Origin of the sequence: Streptomyces sp. Root1310, assembly GCF_001426425.1 — a bacterium.
In the GTDB taxonomy this organism is placed as follows: Bacteria; Actinomycetota; Actinomycetes; order Streptomycetales; family Streptomycetaceae; genus Streptomyces.
In genome coordinates this window covers 355,606-381,734 of the sequence record NZ_LMEQ01000032.1, presented here as the reverse complement: position 1 = coordinate 381,734, position 26,129 = coordinate 355,606, and the positions used below count along the sequence as shown (strand labels likewise).

General features: G+C 73.1%; 18 protein-coding genes and 1 pseudogene. 7 read left to right on the top strand and 12 right to left on the bottom strand.

What is annotated here, in order from left to right; translation table 11 throughout:
- Positions 1 to 118: 118 nt before the first annotated feature.
- The 4 genes from glgX (at position 119) to ASD48_RS34880 (ending at position 7,619) form a co-directional block, all read left to right on the top strand.
- Positions 119 to 2,227: a glycogen debranching protein GlgX gene (gene glgX, locus ASD48_RS34895; protein ID WP_057605870.1), complete on the top strand. Its 2,109-nt coding sequence runs from the start codon at positions 119 to 121 to the stop codon at positions 2,225 to 2,227.
- 81 nt (positions 2,228 to 2,308) lie between these two features.
- Entirely contained in the window at positions 2,309 to 4,660 is a 2,352-nt protein-coding gene (treY, locus tag ASD48_RS34890; RefSeq protein WP_057605869.1) for a malto-oligosyltrehalose synthase, read from the top strand.
- A 635-nt stretch (positions 4,661 to 5,295) separates the two neighbouring features.
- Positions 5,296 to 6,237, top strand: coding sequence for a nitroreductase/quinone reductase family protein (locus tag ASD48_RS34885; RefSeq protein WP_057605868.1), 942 nt, complete (start codon positions 5,296 to 5,298; stop codon positions 6,235 to 6,237).
- A 131-nt stretch (positions 6,238 to 6,368) separates the two neighbouring features.
- On the top strand, positions 6,369 to 7,619 hold the full coding sequence (locus ASD48_RS34880) for a M14 family zinc carboxypeptidase (protein ID WP_057605867.1): 1,251 nt from the start codon (positions 6,369 to 6,371) through the stop codon (positions 7,617 to 7,619).
- Positions 7,620 to 7,776: 157 nt separating this feature from the next.
- On the opposite strand, the gene ASD48_RS34875 is transcribed toward ASD48_RS34880, so the two are convergent.
- The 3 genes from ASD48_RS34875 to ASD48_RS34865 form a co-directional block, all read right to left on the bottom strand.
- Positions 7,777 to 8,232 (bottom strand): SSI family serine proteinase inhibitor, encoded by a 456-nt coding sequence (locus ASD48_RS34875; protein WP_057605866.1) that lies wholly within the window; start codon positions 8,230 to 8,232, stop codon positions 7,777 to 7,779.
- Positions 8,229 to 9,557, bottom strand: coding sequence for a M14 family zinc carboxypeptidase (locus ASD48_RS34870; protein WP_199876111.1), 1,329 nt, complete (start codon positions 9,555 to 9,557; stop codon positions 8,229 to 8,231). The genes ASD48_RS34875 and ASD48_RS34870 overlap by 4 nt, the downstream gene beginning before the upstream one ends.
- A 582-nt stretch (positions 9,558 to 10,139) precedes the next feature.
- Complete coding sequence (locus ASD48_RS34865) at positions 10,140 to 10,691, bottom strand: DUF1707 and FHA domain-containing protein (protein ID WP_057605864.1); 552 nt, start codon at positions 10,689 to 10,691, stop codon at positions 10,140 to 10,142.
- Between the two features lie 165 nt (positions 10,692 to 10,856).
- Here ASD48_RS34865 and treZ point away from each other — a divergent pair, with 165 nt between their 5' ends.
- Positions 10,857 to 12,602 (top strand): malto-oligosyltrehalose trehalohydrolase, encoded by a 1,746-nt coding sequence (treZ, locus tag ASD48_RS34860; protein ID WP_057605863.1) that lies wholly within the window; start codon positions 10,857 to 10,859, stop codon positions 12,600 to 12,602.
- A 119-nt stretch (positions 12,603 to 12,721) separates the two neighbouring features.
- Here treZ and ASD48_RS34855 read toward each other — a convergent pair whose 3' ends face one another.
- From ASD48_RS34855 to ASD48_RS34840, 5 genes and pseudogenes are all read right to left on the bottom strand, one after another.
- Positions 12,722 to 13,690 carry an aminoglycoside phosphotransferase family protein gene (locus ASD48_RS34855; RefSeq protein ID WP_057605862.1) on the bottom strand — a complete coding sequence of 323 codons (969 nt, stop codon included), beginning with the start codon at positions 13,688 to 13,690 and terminating at the stop codon, positions 12,722 to 12,724.
- 49 nt (positions 13,691 to 13,739) lie between these two features.
- Positions 13,740 to 14,867 (bottom strand): aminopeptidase P family protein, encoded by a 1,128-nt coding sequence (locus ASD48_RS34850; RefSeq protein ID WP_057605861.1) that lies wholly within the window; start codon positions 14,865 to 14,867, stop codon positions 13,740 to 13,742.
- Positions 14,868 to 15,016: 149 nt separating this feature from the next.
- A pseudogene (locus ASD48_RS45805) lies at positions 15,017 to 15,178 on the bottom strand (LysE family translocator); the annotation flags it as partial.
- 186 nt (positions 15,179 to 15,364) lie between these two features.
- Positions 15,365 to 15,973: a PDZ domain-containing protein gene (locus ASD48_RS34845; RefSeq protein WP_057605860.1), complete on the bottom strand. Its 609-nt coding sequence runs from the start codon at positions 15,971 to 15,973 to the stop codon at positions 15,365 to 15,367.
- Positions 15,974 to 16,080: 107 nt separating this feature from the next.
- Positions 16,081 to 16,947 (bottom strand): LysR family transcriptional regulator, encoded by an 867-nt coding sequence (locus tag ASD48_RS34840; protein WP_057605859.1) that lies wholly within the window; start codon positions 16,945 to 16,947, stop codon positions 16,081 to 16,083.
- Between the two features lie 94 nt (positions 16,948 to 17,041).
- Here ASD48_RS34840 and ASD48_RS34835 point away from each other — a divergent pair, with 94 nt between their 5' ends.
- Positions 17,042 to 17,773, top strand: a complete 732-nt coding sequence (locus ASD48_RS34835) for a hypothetical protein (RefSeq protein ID WP_057605858.1) — start codon at positions 17,042 to 17,044, stop codon at positions 17,771 to 17,773.
- Between the two features lie 25 nt (positions 17,774 to 17,798).
- On the opposite strand, the gene cyc2 is transcribed toward ASD48_RS34835, so the two are convergent.
- The 4 genes from cyc2 to ASD48_RS34810 all read right to left on the bottom strand — a co-directional run bounded on the left by cyc2 (position 17,799) and on the right by ASD48_RS34810 (position 24,783).
- Entirely contained in the window at positions 17,799 to 19,985 is a 2,187-nt protein-coding gene (gene cyc2 / locus ASD48_RS34830; protein WP_057605857.1) for a germacradienol/geosmin synthase Cyc2, read from the bottom strand.
- A 358-nt stretch (positions 19,986 to 20,343) separates the two neighbouring features.
- Positions 20,344 to 21,645, bottom strand: coding sequence for a damage-control phosphatase ARMT1 family protein (locus ASD48_RS34820; protein ID WP_057605855.1), 1,302 nt, complete (start codon positions 21,643 to 21,645; stop codon positions 20,344 to 20,346).
- 78 nt (positions 21,646 to 21,723) lie between these two features.
- Positions 21,724 to 22,374, bottom strand: coding sequence for a ScbR family autoregulator-binding transcription factor (locus ASD48_RS34815; RefSeq protein ID WP_057605854.1), 651 nt, complete (start codon positions 22,372 to 22,374; stop codon positions 21,724 to 21,726).
- A 600-nt stretch (positions 22,375 to 22,974) separates the two neighbouring features.
- Complete coding sequence (locus ASD48_RS34810; protein WP_057605853.1) at positions 22,975 to 24,783, bottom strand: S8 family serine peptidase; 1,809 nt, start codon at positions 24,781 to 24,783, stop codon at positions 22,975 to 22,977.
- 366 nt (positions 24,784 to 25,149) lie between these two features.
- Between ASD48_RS34810 and ASD48_RS34805 the strand changes: the two genes are divergently transcribed.
- Positions 25,150 to 26,085, top strand: a complete 936-nt coding sequence (locus tag ASD48_RS34805; RefSeq protein WP_057605852.1) for a lytic polysaccharide monooxygenase — start codon at positions 25,150 to 25,152, stop codon at positions 26,083 to 26,085.
- Positions 26,086 to 26,129 lie beyond the last annotated feature (44 nt).

Sequence of the window (26,129 nt, the reverse complement as noted above, 5' to 3'; positions counted from 1 at the left end):
TCCTGTGCACTGGTCGTCGGGTAAGAGGGGCGTAAGTCACAGGTGGTTCCCTCACTTTCCTGGAGACTCGACGCCAAGGCGGCCCCGACGGGGCGAGACACCTGAAAGAGTCGTGTCCATGCAGGTCTGGCCTGGAGAGGCGTATCCACTCGGTGCCACGTACGACGGCGCCGGCACGAACTTCGCGGTCTTCACGGAGGCCGCGGACCGAGTAGAGCTGTGTCTGCTGCACGACGACGGCTCGGAGACGGCGGTGGAACTCCGCGAGAGCGACGCGTTCGTCCGGCACGCGTACCTGCCGGGCGTCATGCCCGGACAGCGGTACGGATTCCGGATGCACGGCCCCTACGAACCCGCGCGCGGGCAGCGCTGCAACTCGGCGAAGCTGCTGCTCGACCCCTACGCGAAGGCGATCAGCGGCTCGGTCCGGTGGGGCGAGGAGGTGTACGGCTACCACTTCGACGCCCCCGAACGGCGCAACGACCTCGACTCGGCGCCCCACACGATGACGTCGGTCGTGGTCAACCCCTACTTCGACTGGGGCGACGACCGCAGGCCGCGTACCGAGTACCACCACACGGTGATCTACGAGGCCCACGTGAAGGGCCTGACGATGCGCCACCCGGGGCTGCCCGAGGAGCTGCGCGGGACCTACGCGGCCCTCGCGCACCCGGCGATCATCGAGCATCTGACGGAGCTCGGGGTGACGGCCCTGGAGCTGATGCCGGTGCACCAGTTCGTCAACGACCACCGGCTGGTCGACATGGGCCTCAACAACTACTGGGGCTACAACACGATCGGTTTCTTCGCCCCGCACAACGCGTACGCCTCCTGGGGCGACCGCGGTCAGCAGGTCCTGGAGTTCAAGTCGGCGGTGCGGGCGCTGCACGAGGCGGGGATCGAGGTCATCCTCGACGTGGTGTACAACCACACCGCCGAGGGCAACCACCTGGGCCCGACGCTGTCCTTCCGGGGCATCGACAACCAGTCGTACTACCGGCTGACGGACGACCCCCGCTACTACATGGACACCACGGGCACCGGCAACTCCCTGCTCATGCGGTCCCCGCACGTCCTCCAGATGATCATGGACTCGCTGCGGTACTGGGTGCTGGAGATGCACGTCGACGGGTTCAGGTTCGACCTCGCCGCGACGCTGGCGCGTCAGTTCCACGAGGTGGACCGGCTGTCGTCGTTCTTCGACCTGGTCCAGCAGGACCCGGTGGTCTCCCAGGTGAAGCTGATCGCGGAGCCGTGGGACGTGGGCGAGGGCGGCTACCAGGTGGGGAACTTCCCCCCGCTGTGGACCGAGTGGAACGGCAAGTACCGCGACACGGTGCGGGACGTGTGGCGGGGCGAGCCACGCGCGGTCGGCGAGTTCGCCTCCCGGCTGACCGGCTCCTCCGACCTCTACCAGGACGACGGCCGGCGCCCGCTGGCCTCGATCAACTTCGTGACCTGCCACGACGGCTTCACCCTGCACGACCTGGTGTCCTACAACAACAAGCACAACCAGGCCAACGGGGAGGACAACCGGGACGGCGAGAGCCACAACCGGTCCTGGAACTGCGGCGCGGAGGGCGCGACCGAGGATCCCGGGGTCCTGGAGCTGCGGGCCCGGCAGATGCGCAACTTCCTCGCCACGCTGATGTTCTCCCAGGGTGTGCCCATGATCAGCCACGGGGACGAGTTCGGGCGCACCCAGAAGGGCAACAACAACGCCTACTGCCAGGACAGCGAACTGGCCTGGGTCCAGTGGCCCGAGGAGGGCAGCGAGCTGCTGGACTTCACGCGCGCGCTGGTGCGGCTGCGCAAGGAGCATCCCGTCTTCCGGCGGCGCCGCTTCTTCCACGGCCGGCCGGTGGAGGGCACGCACGACGAGCTGTCGGACATCGCCTGGTTCACTCCCGAGGGCAAGGAGATGGCGCCCCGGGACTGGGACCGGGCGCAGGCGTCCGCGCTGTCGGTCTTCCTCAACGGCAACGCGATCTCCGAGCCGGGCGCGCGCGGCGAACGGATCACCGACGACTCCTTCCTGCTGATGTTCAACGCCTCCGCCAAGCCGATGGAGTTCGTGGTGCCGGTCGACCACGGCCGGCAGTGGCAGGTGGTCGTGGACACCGGGAACCCGGAGGCTCCGGCGCCGGGCGCGGGCCCGAAGGTGCAGGCCGGGGCACGGCTGACGCTGGTCGACCGGAGCATGACGGTGCTCCAGCGGCCGACCTAGCCGGTTCCGTGGTGGCACGGGAGCGACCCGCCTGGAGGGGGGTGTGACACGAAACGCGGCGGGACGGGTACGTAGGTTGTCATGACCCCTGAGCGACGTGACGCCTCCGTTCCCGTGCCGCCCACGGCCACCTACCGGTTGCAGCTCCAGCCCGAGTTCCCGTTCCGGGCGGCGGCGGCGGCCGTGCCGTACCTGGCCTCGCTCGGCGTCTCGCATCTGCACCTGTCCCCCGTCCTGGAGGCCGTGCCCGGCTCCCCGCACGGCTACGACGTCGTGGACCCCACCCGCGTGCGGGCGGAGCTGGGCGGGGAGGAGGGGCTGCGGGCGCTGGCGCGCACCGCGCGGGAGCACGGTCTCGGGCTGGTGGTGGACATCGTGCCCAACCACATGGCGATGGCCCCGCGTCACAACCACGCCCTGTGGGAGGTGCTGCGCGAGGGGCCGAAGTCGCCGTACGCGCGCTGGTTCGACATCGACTGGGCGGCGCAGGGCGGTCAGGTGCTGGTCCCGGTGCTCGGCGGGCCCGTCGGCTCGGAGCTGGCACACCTGCGGGTGGACGGCGCAGTACTGCGCTACCACGACCACGTCCTCCCGCTGCGCGAGGGGACCGAGGGGCTGCCGCTGCCGCGGCTGCTGGACGCCCAGTGGTACCGGCCGGTGTGGTGGCGGCTGGCCCGCACCGAGCTGAACTACCGGCGCTTCTTCAGCATCTCCGAGCTCATCGGGGTGCGGGTGGAGGACCCGGAGGTGTTCGAGGCCACCCACGGCACGATCCTGCGGCTGCTGCGCGAGGGCGTCGTCGGCGGGCTGCGGGTGGACCACCCGGACGGCCTCGCCGACCCCGACGCCTACCTGGAGCGGCTGCGCACGGCGAGCGGCGGCCGCTGGACGGTCGTCGAGAAGATCCTGGCCGACGGGGAGCGGCTGCCGGACTCCTGGCCCGTGGCCGGCACCACCGGCTACGACGCCCTGCGCCACGTCGACGGCCTCTTCACGGACCCCGAGGGGGCCGGGGAGCTGCTGGCCCACTACCGGCGTTTCGCGGCCCCGCAGACGGACCGGGGCGGCGTATGGGCGGACACGGTGCGCCGGGCGGCGTACAAGGTGCTCACGCACGAGCTGGCGGCCGAGACGGAGCGGCTGACGCGGGCGGCGTCCCGGGTGTGCGCCGCGTCGGCCGACCCCGGCCTGCGCGACCGGGCGCCCTGGGCGCTGCGCACGGCGCTGGAGGAACTGCTCGTACGCCTGGAGGTGTACCGGCCGTACACCTCGGGCGACCCGGCCGCCGTCGTCACCGAGGAGGCGGCCGCCGAGGCGCGGCAGGCGTTCGTCGTGCCGGAGGAGGCGGGCGCCGTCGACGTGGTGCGGAAACTGGTGCTCGGCGGGGAGGGGACGGCCGGGGCGGACTTCCGGGCACGGTTCGCGCAGACGGCGTCCGCGCTGCGCGCCAAGTCGGTGGAGGACACGGCGTTCTACCGGTACGTGCCGCTGGCGGCGGCGAACGAGGTGGGCGGCGACCCCGGCACCCCGGGGATGTCCCCGGCCGGCTTCCACGCCTACTGCGCGCGCGTGCAGCGCGACTGGCCGGACGGCGGGACGGTCGTGACGACCCACGACACCAAACGCAGCGCCGACGTGCGCGCCGCGCTCGCCGTGCTCACCGAGTGCCCGGGACGCTGGGCCGACGTCCTTCAGGAGGTCACCCGCGCGGAGGAGAACGTACCGGACGGACAGCTGGCGTGGGCGGCCTGGCAGACGGTCTTCGGACTCGGCCCGGCGGCCCCGGAGCGTGTGCAGGAGGCCCTGCTCAAGCACGTGCGCGAGGCGGGCCTGTACACCAGCTGGACCGAGCAGGAGCCTGCGTACGAGAAGGCGGTGGCCGCGTTCGTGGCGGCGGGTCCGTGCGGGCCGCCGGGTGAGCGGGTGGCCGCGCTGCGCGGCGCGCTGGAGCCGTACATCCGTGCGAACGTGCTGGGTACGGCGCTGGTGCATCTCACGATGCCCGGGGTGCCGGACGTCTACCAGGGCACGGAGAGCGAGTACCGGGCGCTGGTGGACCCGGACAACCGGCGCCCGGTGCGGTTCCCGCCGGAGGATCCCGGCTCCAAGGGCACGGTGACCGCCGCGGCGCTGCGGCTGCGCCGACGACGGCCGGAGGTCTTCGGGGACGCCGCCGGGTACGAGCCGTTGCCCGCCGAGGGAGCGGCCGCGGCGCACTGCCTGGCGTTCGCGCGCTCCGGCCGGGTCGTCACGGCCGTGACACGCCTGTCGCTGCGACTCGCGGAGGCGGGCGGCTGGCGCGAGACCCGGCTGGCGCTGCCCCCGGGGACATGGGTCGACGTCCTGGACCCCGGCCGGGAGTTCACGGGCCCGGCGCGCGTGGCGGAACTGTTCGAGCGGCTGCCGGTGGCACTGCTGGAGCGGGCGGAGTGAGGCGGCGGGGTGGTCTCCGGCGTCGGTATCCGGCGTCGGTATCCGTGCCGGTATCCGGCGTCGGTATCCGTGCCGGTTCCGTGCCGGTCCCCGGCGTCGATCTGCGTGCCGGTCTCCGGTGCTGATCTCCGACGCCGGCCTTCGGTGCTGATCCCGCGTTGGTTCCGGCGTCTTCAGGTGACGGTGAGCGGGCGGGGTGAGGCGGCGGGGTGATTCTCCGGCGTCGATCTCCGTGCCGGTCTCCGGCGCGCCCATCTCCGCTGCTGATCAACGGCGTTGACAGGGTGACGGTCGGTTGCATGTAATGGAGGCGGTGTCGCGTGACGCCGGCCAAAGAGCAGTGGGCCGGCCGGCGGTCGGGCGAACACCCTTCTTCGAGGGACACGCCATGAGTTCACACTCCACGCCCGGCGACTGACCCGGCACTGACGCGCATCGGCCGCGCGCTTCCCTTCCGCACCGGCTCCTCGCGCTCTCCGTGCGTTTCCTCCGCGCGTTTCCGCCTGGGCGCCCTTCGCCTGCGCCCTTCCTTCACCGTTCCCGGCACCTTCCTGCGTGCCCAGTGCCCTGTGCCGCGTGCCATGCGCCGAGTGCCGTGCGCACGCTCACCGTGACTTCCGGAGAGACACACCCGTATGCCCACGTCGTTCAATGAATCCGTCACCGAGCAGTTCCGCGCCGACGGCGGGAAGGCCGACAGGCCCTTCGAAGGGGGGAACCTGCTCCTGCTGACGACCACCGGCGCCGAGCCGGGGACCGAGCGGACCACTCCGCTCGGCTACGTCCGCCACGGCGACTCCCTCGTGGTCGTCGGATCCGGCCCCGGGGGCCCGAGCCTTCCCGACTGGTACCGCGACCTGCTCGCCCGCCCCGTGGTGCGGGTGGAACTCGGGACCGAGACCTTCCAGGCGCTCGCGGTCCCCGCAGAGGGGGCCCGTCGCGAGGAACTCCTCGAGCACGCCGCGCGGACCGCGCCCGGATACGGCGACGATGAGGCCCGCGCCGCCCGTTCCCTGCCCGTCGTCGTGCTGGAGCCCGCCGATCCCGACGGCTGGGAAGGCCCCCGCGAAGTACGCACCCTCGCCGACAAGATCATGGAGGTGCACACCTGGCTGCGCGGTCAGTTGCGTCAGGTGGCGGCGCAGGCCGACGCCCATTTCGCCGCCCGCGCGGCCCACGAGGGGCCCGGTGAGCCGCCCGCTCCGGCCCTCGGGCTGCAGATCCGGCAGCGGTGCCTGGCGTTCTGTCAGGCACTGCGGTTCCATCACGTCAGCGAGGACGCGCACGTGTTCCCCACGATGGCCCGCCACCACCCCGACCTGGCCGGCACCTTCACCCGGCTCACCGAGGAACACCGCGCGGTCGCGCGCATCCAGGACGAACTCGTGACCCTGCTGGCGGGCGTCGCGATCGCCGACCCCGAACGCTTCCGTACCGAACTGGAGGCCATGACAAGGGAGTTGAACGACCATCTCGACTTCGAGGAGGAGACGATCGTCCCCCTCCTCGCCGGGATCCCCTGGCCACCGGCGCCGCCCGCCCGGCCGGCCGGAGCCGGGAGGGAGCACGAGGAGTGAGGGCCGGACGGCCGTACCCTCCGCCGGAGCGCGCATCCGAGCGCCCCCGGGAGCCTCCCCCAGGCGTTCTTGACAGTTGACAGAGACCATGGGGTACTGCGGATGCGAAGGCCGGGCGGACCTATACGGGGGTGAGTCTCCTGCCGGAGCTGCGCTACCCCACGGTGACCGAACTGACGTCTTCCGTCCGGGCGCTGGCCGCGTTCCAGCCCGGGATGTGCGTGCTGCGGCAGGTAGGGGTCTCCCGTGCGGGCCGCCCCCTGCACCTGCTGTCCGTGGGACACGCCCGGCGGGCCGTGCTCGTCGTCGCGGGCGCCCACGCCAACGAGCCGACCGGGGGCTCGACACTGCTTGCCCTCGCCGAACGGGTGATACAGGAGCGGGAGTTGCGGGACGGAACGTCCTGGCACTTCCTGCTGTGCGCGGACCCCGACGGGGCGAGCCTGCATGTGACCCCGGCGCCGCGCAGCCTGCTGGAGTACCACCTCGGCTTCTTCCGGCCCGCCGGTCCGGAGCAGCCGGAGTGGTCCCCCGCCGTGCTGCCGCCGGACCGGCTGCCTCCCGAGACACGCGCGCTGACCCGGGTCATCGACGAACTGCGGCCCTACCTGCAGGTGACGTTGCACGGCACCGATCTGGGCGGCAGCTGGGTGCAGCTGACCAAGGACATCCCCGGTCTCGCCGAGCCGTTCGTCAAGTCCGCGGCCCAGTTGCACATCCCGGTGGAGACGGGCGCGTCCGACGCGGCGGGCTGGCCCGCGTCCGGGCCCGGCGTGCACGTGATGCCGGCCGTCGGGACAGGGGCGGCGTACCCGAGCATGCCCGACGACGCGCGGCACAGCACCTGGTACCACGCCCATCGCTACGGCGGTCTGACCGCGGTGGTGGAGGTGCCGATGTGGGCGAGCGACATGGTGGACGACCCCGCCCCGCATCCCGCCCCGGCCGCGGCGATACGGCGGCTGGCGCGGCGGCTGCTGCGGGACACCACGGAGGTGGAGCGGGTGCTCGTGGAGGCGCTGCCGCGGCTCGAGGGCGTCGACGGGCCGCTGCTGCGGGCGGCGAAGTGGGCGCTGGAGCTGGTGCCCGGGCTGGCCGCGGACTGGACGGACACCCCGCCCGCCGACACGACGATGGCGTACGTCGGCAGCGTGGACGCCTTCGCCCGCCGGCTGCCCCTGCGGGCTGCCGCGATGCTGTGGCGGGTCCTGCAGGAGAGCGACGACCACGCCGCCCCGCGTCTGGAACAGCTCGTCGAGACCTGGAGCGACGCCTTCGCCTGTCGCTTCCGGGCCCGCTGGGTGCCCTTGGAGCACCAGGTCGAGCACCAGTCCCGCACGGTCGTCGCGGCGGCCCTGCACGCGCGCGAACGGGCGGCCTGACGGGCGGCATCAGAGGCGGCATCGGGGCGGCATCAGGGACGGCATCAGGGGTGGCGGAACGGGCCGCGACGACGGACAGGCCGGTGGCGGCGGCGGTGGCCGCGGCGGTGGCGATGGCCGCGGGCCGGCGCGTGCGCCCGCGGCCGTCCCGGCCGGGTCAGACCTCGGGCACCTCCTGGTCGTCCAGGGCGAATACCGCCCCCGTCAGCGCTTCCCGCTCGCAGTCGTTGCCGAAGGTGCGCTCGTAGTCGACCGGGCGCCCGTTCCACCGGCCCTCCGCGCGGACCGTGACCGGCGCGTAGACGAGCGGGCAGATGCGGCTGCCGTCCCCGGTGAGGGCGCCGACGTCGCCGTCGGCCCGCGCCAGGACGTCGCAGGCCTCCGCGGCGCGGGAGTGACCCTGGGGCGGGTCGCACAGCAGCAGGGTGCCTCGGGTGTCGCTGGAGCGGGAGTCGCCGCGGGTGACGGTGAGCTGGAGCCAGTTGCCGGGAAGGGCGTCGTGGGAGACCGCGACGGCCGGGGCGGCGCCGACGGCGAGCAGGAGGGCGGCCGCGGCAGGGAGCGCGCGTCGTACGGCTTTCGCCGGCCGGAGACAGGTGCGGAAGTACGTCATTCCCGATGCATCGGCACGGTCGGCTGCGCACCCCAGTCCGACTCACCCGAACGGGCACCCGCGAGCTCGGCGGCCCGGCGTCCGGCCAGCTCGAACGCGGCGAACACGACCCGCGCCTGGTACTCCGCCTGGCGCGCGACGGGAATCCAGCGCGCCCCGCACTCCTCCTGGTAGTCGGCGCACCACGCGTCGATGAGCGCGTCCAGCTCCGGCAGCGCGCCGGCCGGATCCCTTCCGGTGCCGGTGACGAGCTGGTGCAGCAGTCCCGCCGTCCGGACGGCGATCCGGCGGCCCGCGATGCGCAGGGCCGTCAGATGCGCGGTGCTGAGCGAGGGCAGCGGGCGGGCGGAGTCGGCGGTGGCGGGGTCCCAGGCGTTCGCGAGACCGGGGCAGACCAGTAAATAGTCGTCGACCGGGGCGAGCAGACGGGCCGCGTCGGGGGCACCGGCGAGGTGGGGCCGCACCCGCGCGAGGATACGTTCCAGCAACTGTGCGTCATGGCGCAGGGCAGAGCTGACCGTACGGAGTACCGCGTCCCGGTCGGCGGGCGGGGAGCCGTCCTCGACGGCGGCGACGCCCCACATGGGCGCCTCGACGACCGCGGTGACCGTGCCGTGCCGGTGCGGGTGGTACCAGGTCGACTCGACGGCGGCCTCGGTGATGGCGGCGGCCAGATCACGCGGCCGCGGTGGCGGGATCCGGTAGACGGCGGGTCCCAGGCGCGGCCAGTACAGGGTGTCGTAGGGCCCGAGTTCGCGGGGGATGCCGAGCCGGGCGGCGGCGTGGGCGACCCGCCGGGAGAGTCCGGGCAGGTCGCGGGTGAGTTCCACGAAGGCTCCGCCGACGTCGACGCCGTGCAGCGAGCACTGGAAGAAAGGTTTCAGTTCGTCCTGGAGCCGGAGCAGCGCACGGGTCTCCGGCAGCGCGGCGGCGGCCGCGCCGTCGGGCAGCCATTCGGGCTGTTCCAGGAAGCCGGGCCGGAAGAAGTGACGGAAGTAGCGGCCGAGGCTGTAGGGGCCGGTCAGCCAGCCCTCGTTGCGGCGCAGGCCGTCGGGGTCGAGGCAGAGCAGCAGGTTCCAGGTGGCGTCGGCGCCGACGGTGAGCCGCGGGTCGGCGAGGACGCGTTCGGCCAGCCGCAGGACGGTGGCGCCACCGACGGGCTCGTTGGCGTGCGGTCCGGCGACGACCAGGGCCTGGCGGGCACCCCGGCCGACGGAGAGCAGCCACAGCGGCGAGCCCGCGCGCGAGACCCCGACGCGGCGCAGCCGGACGTCTCCGGAACCACGGACGGCGAGCGCGGCCGCACGGGCCGCGAGTTCGTCCACGGTCGGATAGCGGAGGAGGGGCGGCAGGGCACACCTCCCACAGGGCGGCGCCGTCGGTTCACCTGGTGTGTCTGGTGTACGCACAGTGAGTCATGAGCCGGGGGTACGTCAACACCGCGTGAGGTATGGGGACTTGAGCGAACGGTGGCGACCCGGGCGCCCTGGAGGGTCCTGTCGGCCCGCCGGGACACCACGGTTCGGCAGGCCGGATTCGGTCCGACGGATCGTCCGCGCCGACGGGTCGACGGCGCCCCGCGCGGAGTGGCTGTCCGGTGCGGGCAGCGGGCAACAGTCGGCAGTCGGCAGTCGGCAGTCGGCAGTCGGCAGTCGGCAGTCGGCAGTCGGCAGTCGGCAGTCGGCCCAGCATGTACGAGGTCGGCGGTCGGGGCGATCCGGTGGCACGGCAGGGCGAGCCGGTGCGGCAGAGCGCCGGCCGGGAGGAATCCGGCCCCTCGGCGGAACGCGGTCGGTCCGGCCCTTCTGCGGATCGCGGTCGGTCCGGCCCGTCGGCGGAACGGACCGCTCCGCGCAGCGAGCCGCCCGGCGGAGCACGCCGGCCGACGGGTCGGTGCAGTGGGTCGGTCAGTTCACCGAGAGGCGGAACGCCATACGGCCGAAGGCGACCTGGTCGCCCTCGCGGACCACGGCCGCACCGATGACCCGACGTCCGTTGACCGTGGTGCCGTTGGTGGAGCCGAGGTCGCGCAGCACCCACATCCCGCCCTGGCGGCGCAGTTCGGCGTGCACGCGCGAGACGCTGTCGTGGGTCAGCCTGAGACCGCTCGCGGGGTCGCGGCCGATGCGCAGCGCGCTCTCGGTGCCGGGGTGCGGCAGCAGCAGCTTGGGCAGCCGTTCGGCCTGCCAGGCCCTGCGCAGCCGGACCGAGAAGCCGGAGACCGCCTCGACGGTGCCGAAGACGGCCCGCGAGAGGCGGCTCTCCCGGGGCAGGTCGGCGGTGAGGACGGCCAGTTCGTCGGAGCGTCGGGCGACGAGAGCCAGCTCCATGCGCCGGATGAACGTGTCGTGCGACAGTCGCCCCATGGCGACGCCGTCACGCAGCACCTTCAGCGCCCGGTCGCGCTCCACGTCGGACAACCGCGCGGGGTACGTGTTGAACTCGAAAGACGACGTCACGGTGCCGATTCTCGGTCAGCGCGCCCCGGGTGTCCAGAAGAAGCGAAAACGCCCGGCCCGCCCGCGTGCCGCCAATGGGAGTGTTCCAAAAGCGGATTGATCTCCGGTGGAGCACGATGGACCCGACGCGCTACATCACGGTGAGCAGACGAAGGGGAACCGTCCGTGCAGTTCGAGGTGTGGGCACCGCAGGCCGAACGTGTGACGCTCCAGTGCGACGACATCACCCGCGCGTTGGAGCGCGATCCGGAGCGGGCGGGGTGGTGGACCGGTGAGGCGGAGGCCGCGGACGGCACGCGGTACGGATTCGCGGTGGACGGCGGTCCGGTCCGCCCCGACCCCCGCTCGCGCCGTCAGCCGGACGGCCCGGACGGGCTCAGCGCGGTCGTCGACCAGGCCCGGTACGAGTGGCGTACGCAGTGGTCCGGCCGACCGCTGCCGGGCGCGGTCCTGTACGAGCTGCACGTGGGCACCTACACCCCCGAGGGCACGCTGGACGCGGCCGCGGAGCGCCTGGGGCATCTCGCCGGACTCGGCGTCACCCACGTCGAGTTGATGCCGTTGTGCGCGTTTCCCGGCCGGCACGGCTGGGGGTACGACGGGGTGTCGCCGTGGGCGGTGCACGAGCCGTACGGCGGTCCCGAGGCGCTGAAGCGGTTCGTCGACCGGGCCCACGCGCTCGGCCTGGGCGTCGTCCTGGACGTGGTGCACAACCACCTGGGCCCGTCCGGCAATTACCTGCCCGTGTTCGGCCCGTACTTCACGGAGACGCACCACACGCCATGGGGCGCCGCGATCAACCTGGACGCGCCCGGCTCGGACGAGGTGCGCGCCTATCTGCTGGGCAGCGCGCTGGCCTGGCTGCGCGACTACCGGCTCGACGGGCTGCGGCTGGACGCGGTGCACGCGCTGGCGGACACGCGCGCGTGCCACTTCCTGGAGGAGCTGTCGACGGCGGTGGACGCCCTCGCCGCGGAGACCGGCCGGCCGCTGTTCCTGATCGCCGAGTCCGACCTGAACGACCCGCGGCTGATCACGCCCCGCCGGGCGGGCGGCCTGGGCCTGCACGCGCAGTGGAACGACGACTTCCACCACGCCCTGCACACCGCGCTCACCGGCGAGTCCCAGGGCTACTACGCCGACTTCGCGCGCGCCCCGTTCGCCGCGCTCGCCAAGACCCTCACCGGCGGCTTCTTCCACGACGGCACCTACTCCGGCTTCCGCGGCCGGCACCACGGCCGCCCGCTGGACCGCACCCGTCTGCCCGCGCACCGGCTCCTCGGATACGCCCAGACCCACGACCAGATCGGCAACCGTGCCCAGGGCGACCGCCTCTCCGCCTCCCTCTCCCCCGGCCTGCTGGCCTGCGCGGCCGCGCTGACGCTGACCGCGCCGTTCACGCCGATGCTCTTCATGGGCGAGGAGTGGGCGGCGGGCACGCCCTGGCAGTACTTCACCGACCACACCGACCCGGAGCTCGCCGAGGCCGTCCGGCGGGGCAGGCGGCGGGAGTTCGCGGCGCACGGCTGGGCCGAGGAGGACGTGCCCGACCCGCAGGACCCGGCGACGCGCGAGCGATCCTGCCTGGACTGGTCGGAGCCGGAACGCGAGCCCCACGCGCGCGTGCTGGCCTGGTACCGCGAGCTGATCGCACTGCGGCACGCGACCGCGGACCTCACCGATCCGGATCTGGCCGACATCAAGGTCGCCTACGACGCGCGGGCGCGCTGGCTGGCGTTCCGGCGCGGGGACGTCCGGGTGGCCGTCAACCTCGGCAAGGAGCCGGCCGCGATCCCCCTGGGCCCGCGTCCGGCCCGCGTCCTCGTCACCTGGGACCCGGTGGACGTGCCGGGCCGGGACGGACTGCTGCACGTGCCCGGCGAGTCGTGCGTGGTGCTGGAGCAGGACTGAGGCAGACCCGGTGGAGGGGGCCGCCGTCCCCTTCGCCCGCGCCTGCTCCGCGGGCCCTCTCCCCCGTCGCCTCTCCCCCGTCCCCCTCGCCTCTCCCCCGTCCTCTCTCCCCCGTCCCCTCACTCCTCGTCTTCCGCCCCGTCCTCACCCTCCTCGCGGAACTCCGTCACCCGCTCCAGCAGGATCGCCTCCCAGGCGCGTCCCAGCCGGACCCGCGGGAGGGTGAGCGCCTCGGCGCCGTGAGGGCCCGTGGTGCGGCCGTCGAGTCGTTCCGCGAGGCGGACGACGCTGTCGCAGCGGGCGAGCCACAGGCCACGCAGGCAGGGGCGGGCTCCGTAACCGGCGAGGGTGGCGGCGCGGACGGCGGCGCCGGAGCCGACGGCGAGGGCGAGTCCGGCGATGTCCTCGGCGGGATCCCCGAGGACCGCGCCGGTCCAGTCGAGGACACCGCGCACCCGGCCGTCGGCGCTCACCACGAGGTGCTCGCCCCACAGGGCGTGGTGGACGAGGACGGCGGTGCCGGGCTGGGCGGCGAGCTGGGCCGCGCCGGGCGAGGTGAGCTGCTGGAGGCGGGCCGGGTCGAACTCGTCGGCGCGGGCGAGGCGTCCGGCGGCGGCCACCGCCATCCGCCGCAGCGCCTCCAGCGAGCGCGGGGCGGTGCGCGGCACACCCAGCGCCTCGGCCTGCCGGGGCGGCACCTCGCGCAGCCCCCGGAGCAGTCCGGCGAGGTCGGCCTCGCCGACGGCCGACACGTCGTATTCCTCGGCGGTGCCGCCGGGCAGCTTGGTGTCGAGGGTGTACATCAGCCCGGGCGACCACTCGCCGTGCGCGACACTGGTGGGTACGGCGACCGGGACGTGCGGGCGGACGAGGTCGCGCAGGCGCAGTTCGCGGCGGCGCCGCAGGGTCGTCTCACGGTCGGTCGCGAGGCGCAGCACGTGGCGGGTGCCGACCCACCAGGTGGTGGACGGGCCGCCCGCGACGACGGGCCGGACCTCGGGCCCGGAGCCGCTCGCGCCGCCCTCGTCGAGGAGCGCGCGGACCAGTCGGCGGACGGTGTCCGCGGTGGGTGTCGGTGCCTGGGTCATGGTCGCGCCGTTGCCGTTCGGATGGGTGCCGGGAACTCCTGGAGGCGGGTCAGTCCACTATGACCAGCTCGCGGGTGGTGTCGTTGAGACGGCGGCCGCCGTCCTCGGTGACGGTGACGATGTCCTCGATGCGCACACCGAACCGGCCCGGCAGATACACGCCGGGCTCCACGGAGAAGCACATGCCGGGCACGAGCGGCCGCTCCTCGCCCTCGATCATGTACGGCGGCTCGTGGGTGGTGACGCCGATGCCGTGGCCGGTGCGGTGGATGAAGTACTCGCCGTAGCCTGCGTCCGCGATGACGGCGCGGGCCGCCCGGTCGACCTCCTGGCAGGCGACGCCCGGCCGGACCGCCCGGAAGCCCGCCTCCTGGGCCTCGCGCACGAGGTCGTGGACCCGGCGCTCCTCCTCGGTGGGTTCGCCGACGTGCACGGTGCGGGAGGTGTCGGAGCCGTAGCCGTCCTTCAGGCCGCCGAAGTCCAGGACGACCATGTCTCCGTGTTCGATGACCCGGTCGCCGACCTCGTGGTGCGGGTTGGCGCCGTTCGGTCCGGAGGCGACGATGGTGAAGTCGACCTGGGAGTGCCCGAACCGGCGCAGCAGCGCGGCGAGGTCGGCGCCGACCTCGGTCTCCCTGCGCCCGGCGAAGGGAACCTTCCGGATCTCCTCGAACGTCCGGTCCGCGGCGGCGCCCGCGGCCGCCATCAGCTCCAGCTCCGCCGCGTCCTTCACGGCGCGCAGCATCGGCAGGGCCTCCGTGAGCGAGGCGTAGGAGGTGGCGGGCAGTGTCTTCTGGAGGCCCAGCAGGTGCATCGCCCAGGCGTTGTCGCTGATCCCGAAACGGCCGCTCGTGCCGAGGAGCGCGGCGGTGACGGCGTAGGGGTCCTTGCCGTCGGTCCAGTCCCGCAGGGTGAGCGCCGGGGCGCCGGCGGCCTTCGCGGCGTCGGGGGCCTCCAGCGTCGGCACGACGAGGACCGGGTCCCGGCCGGGGGCGAGGACGAGCAGGGTGAGCCGTTCGGTGGCGGCGGTGGGGGCGTATCCGGTGAGCCATACGAGGTCGGGTCCGGGCGCCACGAGGAGTCCGGAGAGTCCGGCGCCCGCGGCCTCGCGCGCGGCCCTCTCCATGCGGGCCCGGTAGTCGTCGGCGGTGAAGGGCGCGGTGGCGGTGCCGGTCATCCGGGCCTCCCAGACAGGACGTGGCGACTGACGTGTGACGGACGTGTTGATGCTGACGTGATGGCCACGGGCAGCATCCTGCCCGTACCGCGGGGGTCGCGCGAGCCGGTCGACGCGGGTTTCGGGCGGGCGACCGGCCCGGGTCGGCCGTCCAGGGCCATCCGCGGGCCGAGGAGCAGCAGGACGCCGCCGGAGACCTGTTCCAGGCGACGGCGTGCGCGGGCCCGGGACAGGACGGTCTTCATCCGGCCCACGCACCACACGTACGGACCGTGGTGGCCGATCTCGTAGACCGCCCGGAGCGCGGCGAGGACGGCGCTTCGGCCCGGGTGAGGCGGCGGCGAGGGTGCAGGCGCCCAGGAAGGCCGGAAGGGAGGTCGGCAGGGTGGTCACGTTGGGGTGGCCGGGTCCGTCTCGGCCGGTGATCCGCCCCCGGCGGCGGCGCGGCGGCCGGGCGCCGGCGGACCCGCGGTGGGGGCGGCCACGTCGCGGTCCGCTCACGTGACGACGCCGGGCATCACCGTCAGCCTTCCGTATCCGCCGCCTCGATGACGCACCGTCACCTTGATCGCCTTGCCGGGGCGGGCCTCGTCGACCGCCCGGGCGAGATCCGTCGCCGACCCGACCCTGGTGCCGCCGAACTTCAGCAGGACGTCGCCGCGGACCAGGCCCGCCGTGTAGCCGGGGCCGGGGACGTGGACGGCGACGATCTCGGCGCCCGTCTGCTCCGCGTCCACCGCCTCCAGGCCCAGGGTGGCGTCCGGCGGGCGCGGGGACGCCGTGGCGGTGCCGGGCGAACCGTCCCGCTCGGCCGGGCCCGTTCGGGCCGGGGTGGACGCCGCGGCCGCCGCGCCGGGTCCGCCCGGCCCCGTCTGCCGCTGGAGTTCGGCCAGCCTGCTCATGCCGATCACGGTCGCCCCCACGGTGCCGAGCCCGACGCCGGACAGGACCAGGACGGTCCCGGCGAACAGGCCGCACAGCGCGGTCGTCAGCCGTCGGCCGCGGCGGCGCGCGGCGTGCGGGCGCCGGCCCTGGCCGCCCGGCCCGGTGACGCCGCCGGACTCGGATCCGGGCAGGGGCTTGGGACGCAACGCTGTCTGTTCCATGGATCGCCTCCGGCTGGTGCTCTACCCGGCGCACCGGCGCACCACGAGCCACGAACGAGTGAGACTGACCCAGGGTCAGGAGCGGTACGAGCCGGCCGCGCCGCCGGTCACGGTCGGGTGGACAGCGCCTCCACCAGGGTCCGGGCCGCGCCCGACGGCGCACCCGCGTACACGAGTTCGATCCGGTGCACGACCCGAGGCCCGGTGACCGGGACGGCGGCCGCGCCCGGCACGGCGGCCGCCACCGAGCGGGGCAGCAGGGTGAGGCCGTGCCCGGCGGCCACCAGGGCGGTCAGGACGCGGAGGTCGGTGCCGTCGTAGCGCAGCGCGGGGCGGAAGCCGTGGCCGCCGTTCGCGGCCCGCAGCTGGGGCAGCGGCAGGCCGGCGTCGGGGGCGTCCAGCCAGCGCGCGTCGGCGAGGTCGCCGAGGCGCAGGCCGCCGCGCCGGGCCAGGGGGTGGCCGGCGGGCAGCAGGACACGGACCTCCTCCTCGCCGACGCCGTAGGTGGTCAGCGGCGCGACGTCGGGCAGCCGGAGCGGGTCGCTGGGCGCGGCCAGGCCGTCGACGAGGCCCACGTCGGCCGTGCCGTCGGCGACGGCGGCGCAGACGTCGGCACGGCCGAGCACCCGCAGTGTCACCCCCGCGGGCGGGAGCGCGGCGAGGGCGGCCGGGCCGAGGGCGGTCGGCGAGCCGGCCAGCGTCAGCCCGTGCGCGGGCGCCGAGGCGATCCGGACGACGTCCGCGCGGGCCGCGTCCAGACGCAGCAGCAGCGGCCCCGCGTGTTCGAGCAGCCGCTCGCCGGCCGTGGTGGGGCGGACGGGCCGGCGGGTGAGCAGCGGCGCGCCGAGGTCCTGTTCGAGGGCCGCGATGTGCTGGGAGACGGCGGACTGGGTGTAGCCGAGTTCCCGGGCGGCCTCGGAGAAGGAGGCGAGGCGCGCGACGGCGACGTAGGTGCGCAGCAGATGCGGATCCATGCGCCCAGGGTCGCAGGCCGCATCAGTTCTGCTTATCGAGGGTGCAGGAATCATCGTTGGACGTGAAGTCCGTGCCACGACCAGGATGAACGGCATGACCGACACCGCAGCTCGTATCGCCAGGGTCGCCCTGGTCGGCGACCGCTCCCCGAACGTCGTCTCGCACACCCGCCTCCCGCTCCTGGTGGACGCGCTCGCCGCCCGGGACCGGCTGGTCCTGGACGCCTACTGGATCCCGTCCGAGGAGGCGGAGGCCGAGGGCGCGGTGCGTGGCTTCGACGCGGTCTGGGTGGTGCCGGGCAGCCCCTACCGCAGCGAGGCGGGTGTCCTGTCCGCGATCCGCACGGCGCGCGAGGAGGGCATCCCGTTCCTCGGCACCTGTGGCGGCTTCCAGCACGCGCTCCTGGAGTACGCCCGTCACGTCTGCGGACTGCCGCGGGCGGCGCACGCCGAGAACGACCCCGACGCGGACGATCTGCTCATCGAGCCCCTGGCCTGTTCGCTGGTCGGCCACGAGGGGGTCGTGAGGATCGAGCCGGGGTCGCTCGCCCAGTCCGTGATCGGCTCCGAGCGCACGGTCGAACGCTACTTCTGCGCCTACGGGCCCTCCCGCCACCTGGACTCCCTGCGCGCCGGGGGTCTGCGGTTCTCCGGCCACGACGAGAACGGCCAGGTCCGCATCGCCGAACTGCCGGGGCACCCCTTCTTCCTGGCCTCCCTCTTCCAGCCGGAGCTGTCCGGCGACGGCTCGCGCCCGCACCCGATCGTCCGGGCGCTGGCGCGAGCCGCGGTCGAGCACGCCTCCCGCGAGGCGCGTCAGCCGTAGGAGGGCGCGGAGACCGGCAGGCGCGTCAGCCGTAGGAGGGCGCGGAGACCGGCAGGCGCGGGACGGGCACCGGCGGGGCGGCGTCCGGCACGAAGCCGTGGGTGCGGCGGGCCAGGTACGCGGACTTGTAGCGGTCGACCTCGCGGTGCCAGTTCAGGATGCCGGCCAGCCAGTTCTGCAGGTCGGCGACGTAGTGCCCCATCGCCTCGCGCGCTTTTGGCGAGAGGTCGAAGTCGTCGTAGAGGACGGGTAGTTCGTGCGCGACGACATGCTCGAACTGCTGCATGCGCTGGGTCATCAGATCGTGGACGATGCCGAGCGCGGCCGGGTAGTCGCAGCCGAAGAAGTGCTGCACGACGAGGATCGCGTTGTGCATCTCGCCCTCGTACTCGATCTCCTTCTGGTACGAGAAGACGTCGTTGGTGAGGCACGCGTAGTCGACGGCCGCGTTCTCCAGCGAGCGGACGACTCCGCTGCGGTAGACCTCGGGCGGCACGGCGGGGCCCTGGCCCATGCGGCACAGGCTCAGCGTGAGGTCGGAGCCGAAGGTGGCGCGGCGCATCTCCAGGTAGTCGACCGGGTCGGGGACACGGTTCTGGAGCTGGTTGGACAGCTCCCACACCCAGCTCTCGGTCATGACGTCGACCGCTTCGCGCAGGGTGCGCCGCTGGTCGGGGGTCATGCCCACGGTGGTGCGCAGCCACAGGTCGATCAGGCCGCGCTCCATGGCGTTGGCGGGGACGACGGGCGCCGCCTCGCCGTCGACGGGCATGCAGGCCGACAGCCGGGCCGTGGTCAGGCGGGCGGCCGCCAGGTCGCGGCGATTGCCGAAGACGAGCGGGTAGTAGTCGTCGCCGTAGGTGCCCCAGGCGAGCCACTGGGCGCTGAGGTCGAGCTCCTGCGCGGTGGCGTCCGGATCGAGGCCTGCCGAACACAGCGGGAGATCGTAGGCGGCGAGTTTGTCCTCGTCCCAGACGCCCTCCTCCAGGATGCCCGTCCGGTGCGCCCAGGCCGTCAGACGCGGGCGGCACGCCTCCAGGTGCGGGCTCAGCTCCACCCGGAAGGGCATGTGGAAGTCGGGCAGCAGCGACGGGCCGACCTTCTGGTGCGGCACGTGCGCGTACGCCCGCAGGCGTTCGGCGGCGGCCGAGGCGAGCAGCGCGCCGACGTCGGCGGCGGAGGTGCCGGGACCGGTCAGCCTCTGCCAGGGGGCGCCGGAGGCGGCGCCCTTGTTCATGTAGCGGCTGGAGCGCATGTGCCACTCGTGGCCGCCGGACTGCCAGTCCTGCAGGCCCTTGGTGTAGGCGGCGATCGCGAGAATCCCGTCGGGGGTGAGGCCCTTCTCCAGGGCCACCGCGGGCACTTCGGTGAACGCGGTGTGCTCGAACTGGTGGAGGCGGGAGGTGAGGATGTCGTTGACGGTGTCGGCGGCCTCCTGGGTGGTGCAGCCGAAGAACGTCTCCAGGACGAGGACGCCGTTGCTGTTCTCGCCCTCGTCCTCCACCTCGCGCTGGTAGGAGAACAGGTCGTTGCGCAGGTGCACGGCGTCGGAGAAGGTCTCCATCAGCACCCTGAGCGGCCTCGACCCGGCTACGGCGGAGGGGACTTCGGCGGTCGCGTACTCCACGAGCCCCGCCGACCACGGCGCGCCGCCCACCTTGCGCCGCATCTCGATGTACTCGACGGGGTTGGCGATCCGCCCCTCGTTGATGTTGGACAGCTCCCACATCGACTCGTTGAGCAGGTGCTCCGTGGCCACGGCGAAACGGCGTCGCCAGTCCTGCGACATGTCCGGCACCGTGCGCGTCCACAGGTCGGCGAGGCCTGCCTCGACCGGGTTCCGCGGCTCGGGCACGGGCGTCGACAGGTCCAGCGGCATGAACAGCGGCAGCCGGTCCAGGTGCGCCTTGCCGGCGGCCCGGTCCGGGGTGCGCTTGAACATGTCGAGGAAGTGGTCGTCGAAGAAGAACACCCACACGTACCAGTCGGTGATCAGCGACAGCGCGGGACCGTCGCAGTCGGGGTGGGTGTAGGCGCAGAGCAGGCCGTAGTCGTGCGCCTCCAGGTCGGCCTGCTCCCAGATCCCGGACCCCTCCAGCATGCCCATGTCGCGCGCCCACCGCGTCGAGTGGGCCCGCGCCTCCTCGACGTGCGGGTTCAGGCGCGCGGGGTGCGGCATGTAGAAGTGCGGGAGTTCGAACGGTTGCGTCATGGCCGGGCCCTACCCGGGGGCCCGCGCCACCATCCGCGGGGCGGCACATGATCACACCATCGCGTGAATCACGCCGGATGCCGTGCACCGTAAGGGACTTGGCGCATCCGTCGGCGCGACCCGCACGCCACCCGCACGCCACCTGCCCGATCGTCGTCGGTCGCGGTCGATCAGCGCCGTCGACGCGGGCGGACCACGGCCGGCGCTCCGGTCGCGTTCGCCCTGCAGTTCGGTGCCCGCCCCGGGCCCGACCCGACAACCCCGACGACCCCGCCCACCTCGACGACCGCGACGACCCCGAAGACCCCGAAGACCCCGACGACGGGTTCCGCCTCTTCGTCCGGCCGGCCCGCGGGTGTCACTCCCTCACCTGGATCAGCGCGTGCGTCCCTCCGGTGCGCCAGCGCTGCCCCTCGGCGGCGACCAGGGCGGCCTCCGTCGCGGCGTCCAGGCCGGTGATCACGTCGGACTTCAGCGTGCGCAGCGCCGCGACGGGGCCGGGGAAGCAGGCGGTGACATCGGCGAACGGGGTGGTGGGGTCCCACCTGCTGTCGCCCACCAGGCGACGGTAGTTGAGGTCGCCCTTCACGATCGTCAGGGAGGCCGCGGCGAATTCGGCTCGCAGTTCGTCCGGCATCGCGGCGTAGGGCAGTGGGGCGGCGGAGAAGGGGTGGGCCCGCACCGTGAGGGTGCCGTCGGCCATGGCCGCCCAGAGCCGCCGGCCGAAGTCGGCGGCCGCTCCCGGCGCCGCCGTCAGCTTCCGGAGCGCGTCGACGACATCGGCCGGCGTGGCGTCGGAGACGTAGTACGGGTACGGCTTGACGTGCAGGACGACGCGGCGGCACCGCCCGTGCGCGAGCAGGTGGGCGGCGAGGAGGAGATCGGGGATCAGCTCCCGGCCCGCGTTGTCGGCGACCAGGCACAGGGTGCCGTTACCGGTGCCTGCGCGGCCATCGGCAGTTGCGCCGGTACCGGTACGGGTACCGGCATCGGCATCGGCGCGGGAACCGGTTTCCGTACCCGGGTCCGTACACCTGTCCGCTGGATACGTGTCCGGGTCCGCCACCGGCAGCAGCGACCACAGCTTCTCGCTGTCGTCGGCGACCAGCCCCGGCACCGCCGCCCGCTTCTCCGCCTCGACGTCGGACAGCCGGAAGCCGAGGTCGGCACGGTTGCCCCAGAGTGACCCGTGCAGGAGTGCGCGGGCCCGTTCGTCGACCGGGCGGTCCTCGATGGTGTCGAGCACGGCCAGTTCCTCGCCGGTCTCGGGCGCGTCGAGCTCGGCGAGCTTGAAGGGGCGGAACGGATCGATGCCCTGCCAGGGCCCGGGACCGAAGTAGCCCACAGCGTCGAGGAGTTGACGGTAGAAGTAGCTCTCCGACCACAGCCAGGGCACGTCGAACCAGGATCGGCCGGCGTACGTGTCGAGTCCCCAGTTCCGCCACCGGTCGCGGTCGGGCGCGCCCGAGGAGAGCGGTTCGATCACGCCCTTGGTGCAGTTGTCCAGCAGCGCGTCCAGTCTCCGGTGGATGTCGGGACCGTAGGGGAACGCCTCCCGCACCGTCTGGATGATCGCCGGATGCCGTTCGGCCAGGACGCCGTGGGGGAACGAGCCGGGTTCGTCGCCGAGGATCACCGGCGGCGCGGGGGTGTCGGACATGCGGCTCACCGTATCCCGGAGGCACACCGCTCGGGCCGACCGTCACCCGCACCACGGCCCGCGCGGGCCCCGAGCCCCTCACACGACGGCCATGATCTCCCGCTCCAGCCGCGCCGCGAGGCTGAGGTAGCGCGGCCGGCGCGGTACCGGTACCAGGCCGCGGATGAGGACGTGCCACATCTCGGCCATCCTGCGGGGCAGCCGGCCGGCGGGTTCACGGGAGCGGCCGACGACCCGGGTGCCGACGAAGAAGCAGACCAGGGAGTGCGCCACGGCGTCGACGTCGACGTCCGGATGGATGTCGGACTCCTTGAGCGCACCGCCGAGCCGCCGGGAGATCAGGTCCAGCAACTCCGCGAAGGGATGCGGCAAGGGTGGCCGTACCGCCACTCCCCCCGTGGCGAGGCGCAGTCCGGCCCGGGTGATCGGGCCTTCGACCGACAACCGCGTCAGGGCGAACGTCAGGCGCATCAGGGCTTCGAGCGAGGCGTAGCCACGATCGTCGATCTCGCCGGCGATCCGGCGCGAGGCCGAGGACTGCAACTCCATGATGGCGTGCGCCAGATCCTCCTTCGCCGCGAAGTGGAAGTAGAGGGCGCCCTTGGTGACATGGGCGTGCTCGACGATGTCACTGAGGCTTGTCGACTCGTAGCCGTGCCGGTCGAACAGATCGGCGGCGGCCGTGATGATCGTCGTGCGGGTCTGTTCGGCGCGTAACTGCCTCGCCATCGACTGGTACTCTCCCGGGCCGGTAACGAACGGGTCATGCCGTTTTTTCTTACTCCCCGTACACAATAGCTCACAGTACGCCTGTAGTGGCCACGGGAGTACAGACCGCCGACGCCCCCTGCCCTCCACCGACTTGCACGCCACCGCGGGCCTGCCACGGAAGCCTCCCACAGAGAACATACCGGGGGCATAATCGAGCCTCGCTCGAAAGAGACGGGCTGTGCGGTTTCCGCTTGTGAGCACCTTGCGGACAGGGCACCGGAACACCCGAGCGACACGTGTCACCGCATATCGAGGTTCCCACGGAGCCCTGTGGATCACACCTCTCGGGCGGCATTCATGTGCGAGGCGGCCGGTTTGTTTTCCGGGGAAACGGCTGGAAACACACAGGCAACTCGTAACCGCCGAAGGGAACTTGCCGATGACGCCGGAGCCGACCCACGGCACCGCACGGAAACAGGCCGAAACAGGCTGCACCGGAAACAGGCCGGACAGGCTGCGCCGGAAACAGGCCGAAAAAGGCAGCGGGCGGGCCGGCCGGTGTCCATCCACACCGGCCGGCCCGCCCTGCTCGTGGGAACCGGCGAGAAGCGAGTTGCCTCAGAACGTCAACTGCCAGCTGTTGAGCTTGCCGGTGTCCTGCGCCGCGGTGTCCTGGACACGCAGCTTCCAGGTGCCGTTGGCGGTCTCACCGGAAGCGTTCACCGAGTAGGTCGTGCTGACGTTGTCGGCGGAGTCCGAGGAACTGGCCGCCTTCAGCCGGTAGGCCGTGCCGTCGGGCGCGACGAGGTCGATCACCAGGTCGCCGCGGTAGGTGTGGGTGATGTCGACACCGACCTTGAGGGCGCTCGGGGCGTTGCCGGTGCGGCCGCTGACGGTGATCGAGGACTCGATGGCGGAACCGTTGTCCGGGATCGGGACCACGGTCGTGCTGGTGAAGGTGGTGCCCCCCGTGGAGCCGCCGGAGCCGCTCACCGCCTGCACCGTCCTGGCCGCGTCCGCCAGACCCGCGCCGCAGCCACCGGAGCAGGCGCCGGGCAGGGCCCGGGCGTTGTTCTTGATGGCCGTCTCGATCTGTGCGGGGGTCAGCGCGGAGTTCGCCGACTTGACCAGCGCGACCAGGCCCGCGATGTGCGGGGTGGCCATGCTGGTGCCCTGGTAGTAGGCGTACGACTCGTTCGACGGCGTCTTGGTCCCGGAGTTCAGGGTGGACAGGATGCCGTTCGCGGTGCCGGTGCTGGTCTGGCCGCCGGGCGCCGAGATGTCCACGAGGGAGCCGTAGTTGGAGTAGGACGCCTTGGCGCCGGTGCGGTTGGTCGCCGCGACCGAGATGACGTTGTTGCAGTTGCCCGGCGAGTGGTTCGCGACGTTGTCGCTCTCGTTTCCGGCGGCCACCACGACGGTCGTGCCGCGGTTCACGGCGGCGGTGATGGCGCTCTGCGTCGCCGAGGTGCAGGCCCCGTCGCCGCCCAGGCTCATGTTGATGACCTTGGCGACGTTGGAGTTGGCGGGAACACCGGAAACGGTGCCGCCGGACGCCCAGGTGATCGCGTCGATGATGTCGGAGTCGTAACCGCCGCACTTGCCGAGCACCCGGACCGGGGAGATCTTCGCGCCGTACGCGATGCCCGCGACACCCTTGCTGTTGTTCGTGACGGCGGCGATGGTGCCCGCCACGTGGGTGCCGTGCCAGGAGGAGTTGCTCGCCGGGACGCCGGAGCCGCACTCGTTGGCGGCGTAGTAGTCGCCCGGGTCGGCCGGGTTGCTGTCGCGGCCGTCACCGTCGACGGAGACCGCGGTGTCGGCGATGAAGTCGTAGCCGCCGACGATGTTCGCGGCAAGGTCCGTGTGCGCGACGTAACCGGTGTCGATGACGGCCACGGTGACGCCGGTGCCCGTCGAAGTGGCCCAGGCGCCCGGCACGTTCATACCGGCGGTGGACTCGAACAGGTCCCACTGCTTGCCGTACTCGGTGTCGTTCGGGTCGGCCTTCGGCTTGTTCAGCCGGTCCGGGACCACATAGGCGACCTGCGGGTCCTCCCGGTACCGGGCGACCACGTCGGCGACGTCCGCCTCCGTGAGGCCGTCACCCAGGTCGACCAGGGCGGCGCCGGTGCCCAGACGGCGCTGGAAGTCGACGTCCTCGCCGGTCTCCTCGCCCTTGGCGGCGGCGTCGGCCTCGGCGGCCGGGTTCGACCTGGCTTCGGCGGCACCGGACTTGTAACCGACGATGAGGCGCTCGGCCGGGGTGCCGGGCGCGGCCTCGGTCTGGGCGGCGGGGGCGGCGGAACCCTGGGAAACGGTTTCCTGGGCGGCGACGGCCGAGGCCGTCGACGCGGCGGTGAGCAGGGCCGCGGAGGTCGCGGCGACGGATATCAGCTTCCGTCTCAGGGCGGGTGAGGTGCGCAAGGGCGTGCCTTTCGTAACCGACTCCGGGCAGGGCGGAGCGGCGGTCGATTCGCTTCGGCGGGGAAGCGGCGGGGGGTGCATCGAAGAGCAGCGCGAAAGGCCGGCCAGGCGCGGGGACCGACCCCGTCGGGGTTACCTGTGGGTCGGCTGTGCAGGAACGATAGGCAAAGGATCAGCCATCCGGATACAGGGGAAACCCTCGATCCGGCCAAAATCCAACCCTCGACGAACAAGATCAGCCATCGAGCGCCCGATTTGATCGTGTGCGTAGGGCGCGACCGCCACCGGACGGCGCGCTGAACGCGCCGGACCGCATTCCCGTACTCACAGCAGACCGTTCCCGCGCCGGCCGAGGAGACGTCCCCGATGCCCCGCACGACCGCACACCGCACCGCAGCTCTGGCGACCGCCGCCGTGAGCCCGCTCCTGCTGGGCCTGTGGGCCGCCGGACCGGCCCAGGCGCACGGCGCCCCCACCGATCCGGTCAGCCGCGTGTACGCCTGCTCCCCCGAGGGCGGGGCCGACGCGAGGACCGCGGCCTGCCGGGCGGCCGTCGACGCGGGCGGCACCTCCTTCGCCGCGTGGGACAACCTCCGGGTGGCGAACGTGAACGGCCGCGACCGGCAGACCATTCCCGACGGGCGGCTGTGCAGCGGCGGCCTGTCCGCGTACAAGGGACTCGACCTCGCCCGCGCCGACTGGCCGTCGACCCGGCTCACCCCGGGCGGGACGCTGCGCATGACGTACGCCTCGACGATCGCGCACACCGGCACGTTCAAGCTGTACCTGACGAAGCCGGGGTACGACCCGTCGAAACCGCTCACCTGGTCCGACCTGCCGACGCGTCCGTTCGCCGAGGTCAAGGACCCGGCACTGACGGACGGCGCCTACCACCTCACGGCGAAGCTGCCGGCCGACCGGACGGGTCGTCAGGTGCTGTACACGATCTGGCAGAACAGCAGCACGCCGGACACCTACTACTCGTGCTCGGACGTCGTGTTCCCGGAAGCGGTTTCACCAAGCGAGCCGGAGAGCGCCCCGACGACGAAGGCGCCCGCTTCGGCCAGGCCCTCGGCATCCGCGAGCACGGCGCCGAGCTCACCGTCGGCCGCTCCGTCGGTGGCGGCCGCGTCCGGCGCCGCACCCGCCGAGGACGCCGCGGCCGGTCCCGAGAGCACCCCCGTGGCGTCCACGACCGGGACCGGCTCCGGGCCGTCCGCGCCCATGCTGGCGGGCGGCGCCGCGGCGGTGTTGCTGCTCACGGGCGGCGCCGCCCTCGTCGCGCGTCTGCGTCGACGCTGAACTCCGTTCGCACGGACCCCGGTTGTGCGTCGGCCGATCAGCCG

What these genes read in the sequence shown, in the direction of transcription:
- ASD48_RS34875 (WP_057605866.1), bottom strand. Translation starts at nt 8,232, where the DNA reads ATGACGTACTTCCGCACCTGTCTCCGGCCGGCGAAAGCCGTACGACGC.
- glgX (WP_057605870.1), top strand. Translation starts at nt 119, where the DNA reads ATGCAGGTCTGGCCTGGAGAGGCGTATCCACTCGGTGCCACGTACGAC.
- cyc2 (WP_057605857.1), bottom strand. Translation starts at nt 19,985, where the DNA reads ATGACGCAACCGTTCGAACTCCCGCACTTCTACATGCCGCACCCCGCG.
- ASD48_RS34840 (WP_057605859.1), bottom strand. Translation starts at nt 16,947, where the DNA reads ATGGATCCGCATCTGCTGCGCACCTACGTCGCCGTCGCGCGCCTCGCC.
- treY (WP_057605869.1), top strand. Translation starts at nt 2,309, where the DNA reads ATGACCCCTGAGCGACGTGACGCCTCCGTTCCCGTGCCGCCCACGGCC.
- ASD48_RS34835 (WP_057605858.1), top strand. Translation starts at nt 17,042, where the DNA reads ATGACCGACACCGCAGCTCGTATCGCCAGGGTCGCCCTGGTCGGCGAC.
- ASD48_RS34850 (WP_057605861.1), bottom strand. Translation starts at nt 14,867, where the DNA reads ATGACCGGCACCGCCACCGCGCCCTTCACCGCCGACGACTACCGGGCC.
- ASD48_RS34855 (WP_057605862.1), bottom strand. Translation starts at nt 13,690, where the DNA reads ATGACCCAGGCACCGACACCCACCGCGGACACCGTCCGCCGACTGGTC.
- ASD48_RS34885 (WP_057605868.1), top strand. Translation starts at nt 5,296, where the DNA reads ATGCCCACGTCGTTCAATGAATCCGTCACCGAGCAGTTCCGCGCCGAC.
- ASD48_RS34820 (WP_057605855.1), bottom strand. Translation starts at nt 21,645, where the DNA reads ATGTCCGACACCCCCGCGCCGCCGGTGATCCTCGGCGACGAACCCGGC.
- ASD48_RS34845 (WP_057605860.1), bottom strand. Translation starts at nt 15,973, where the DNA reads ATGGAACAGACAGCGTTGCGTCCCAAGCCCCTGCCCGGATCCGAGTCC.
- ASD48_RS34805 (WP_057605852.1), top strand. Translation starts at nt 25,150, where the DNA reads ATGCCCCGCACGACCGCACACCGCACCGCAGCTCTGGCGACCGCCGCC.
- ASD48_RS34815 (WP_057605854.1), bottom strand. Translation starts at nt 22,374, where the DNA reads ATGGCGAGGCAGTTACGCGCCGAACAGACCCGCACGACGATCATCACG.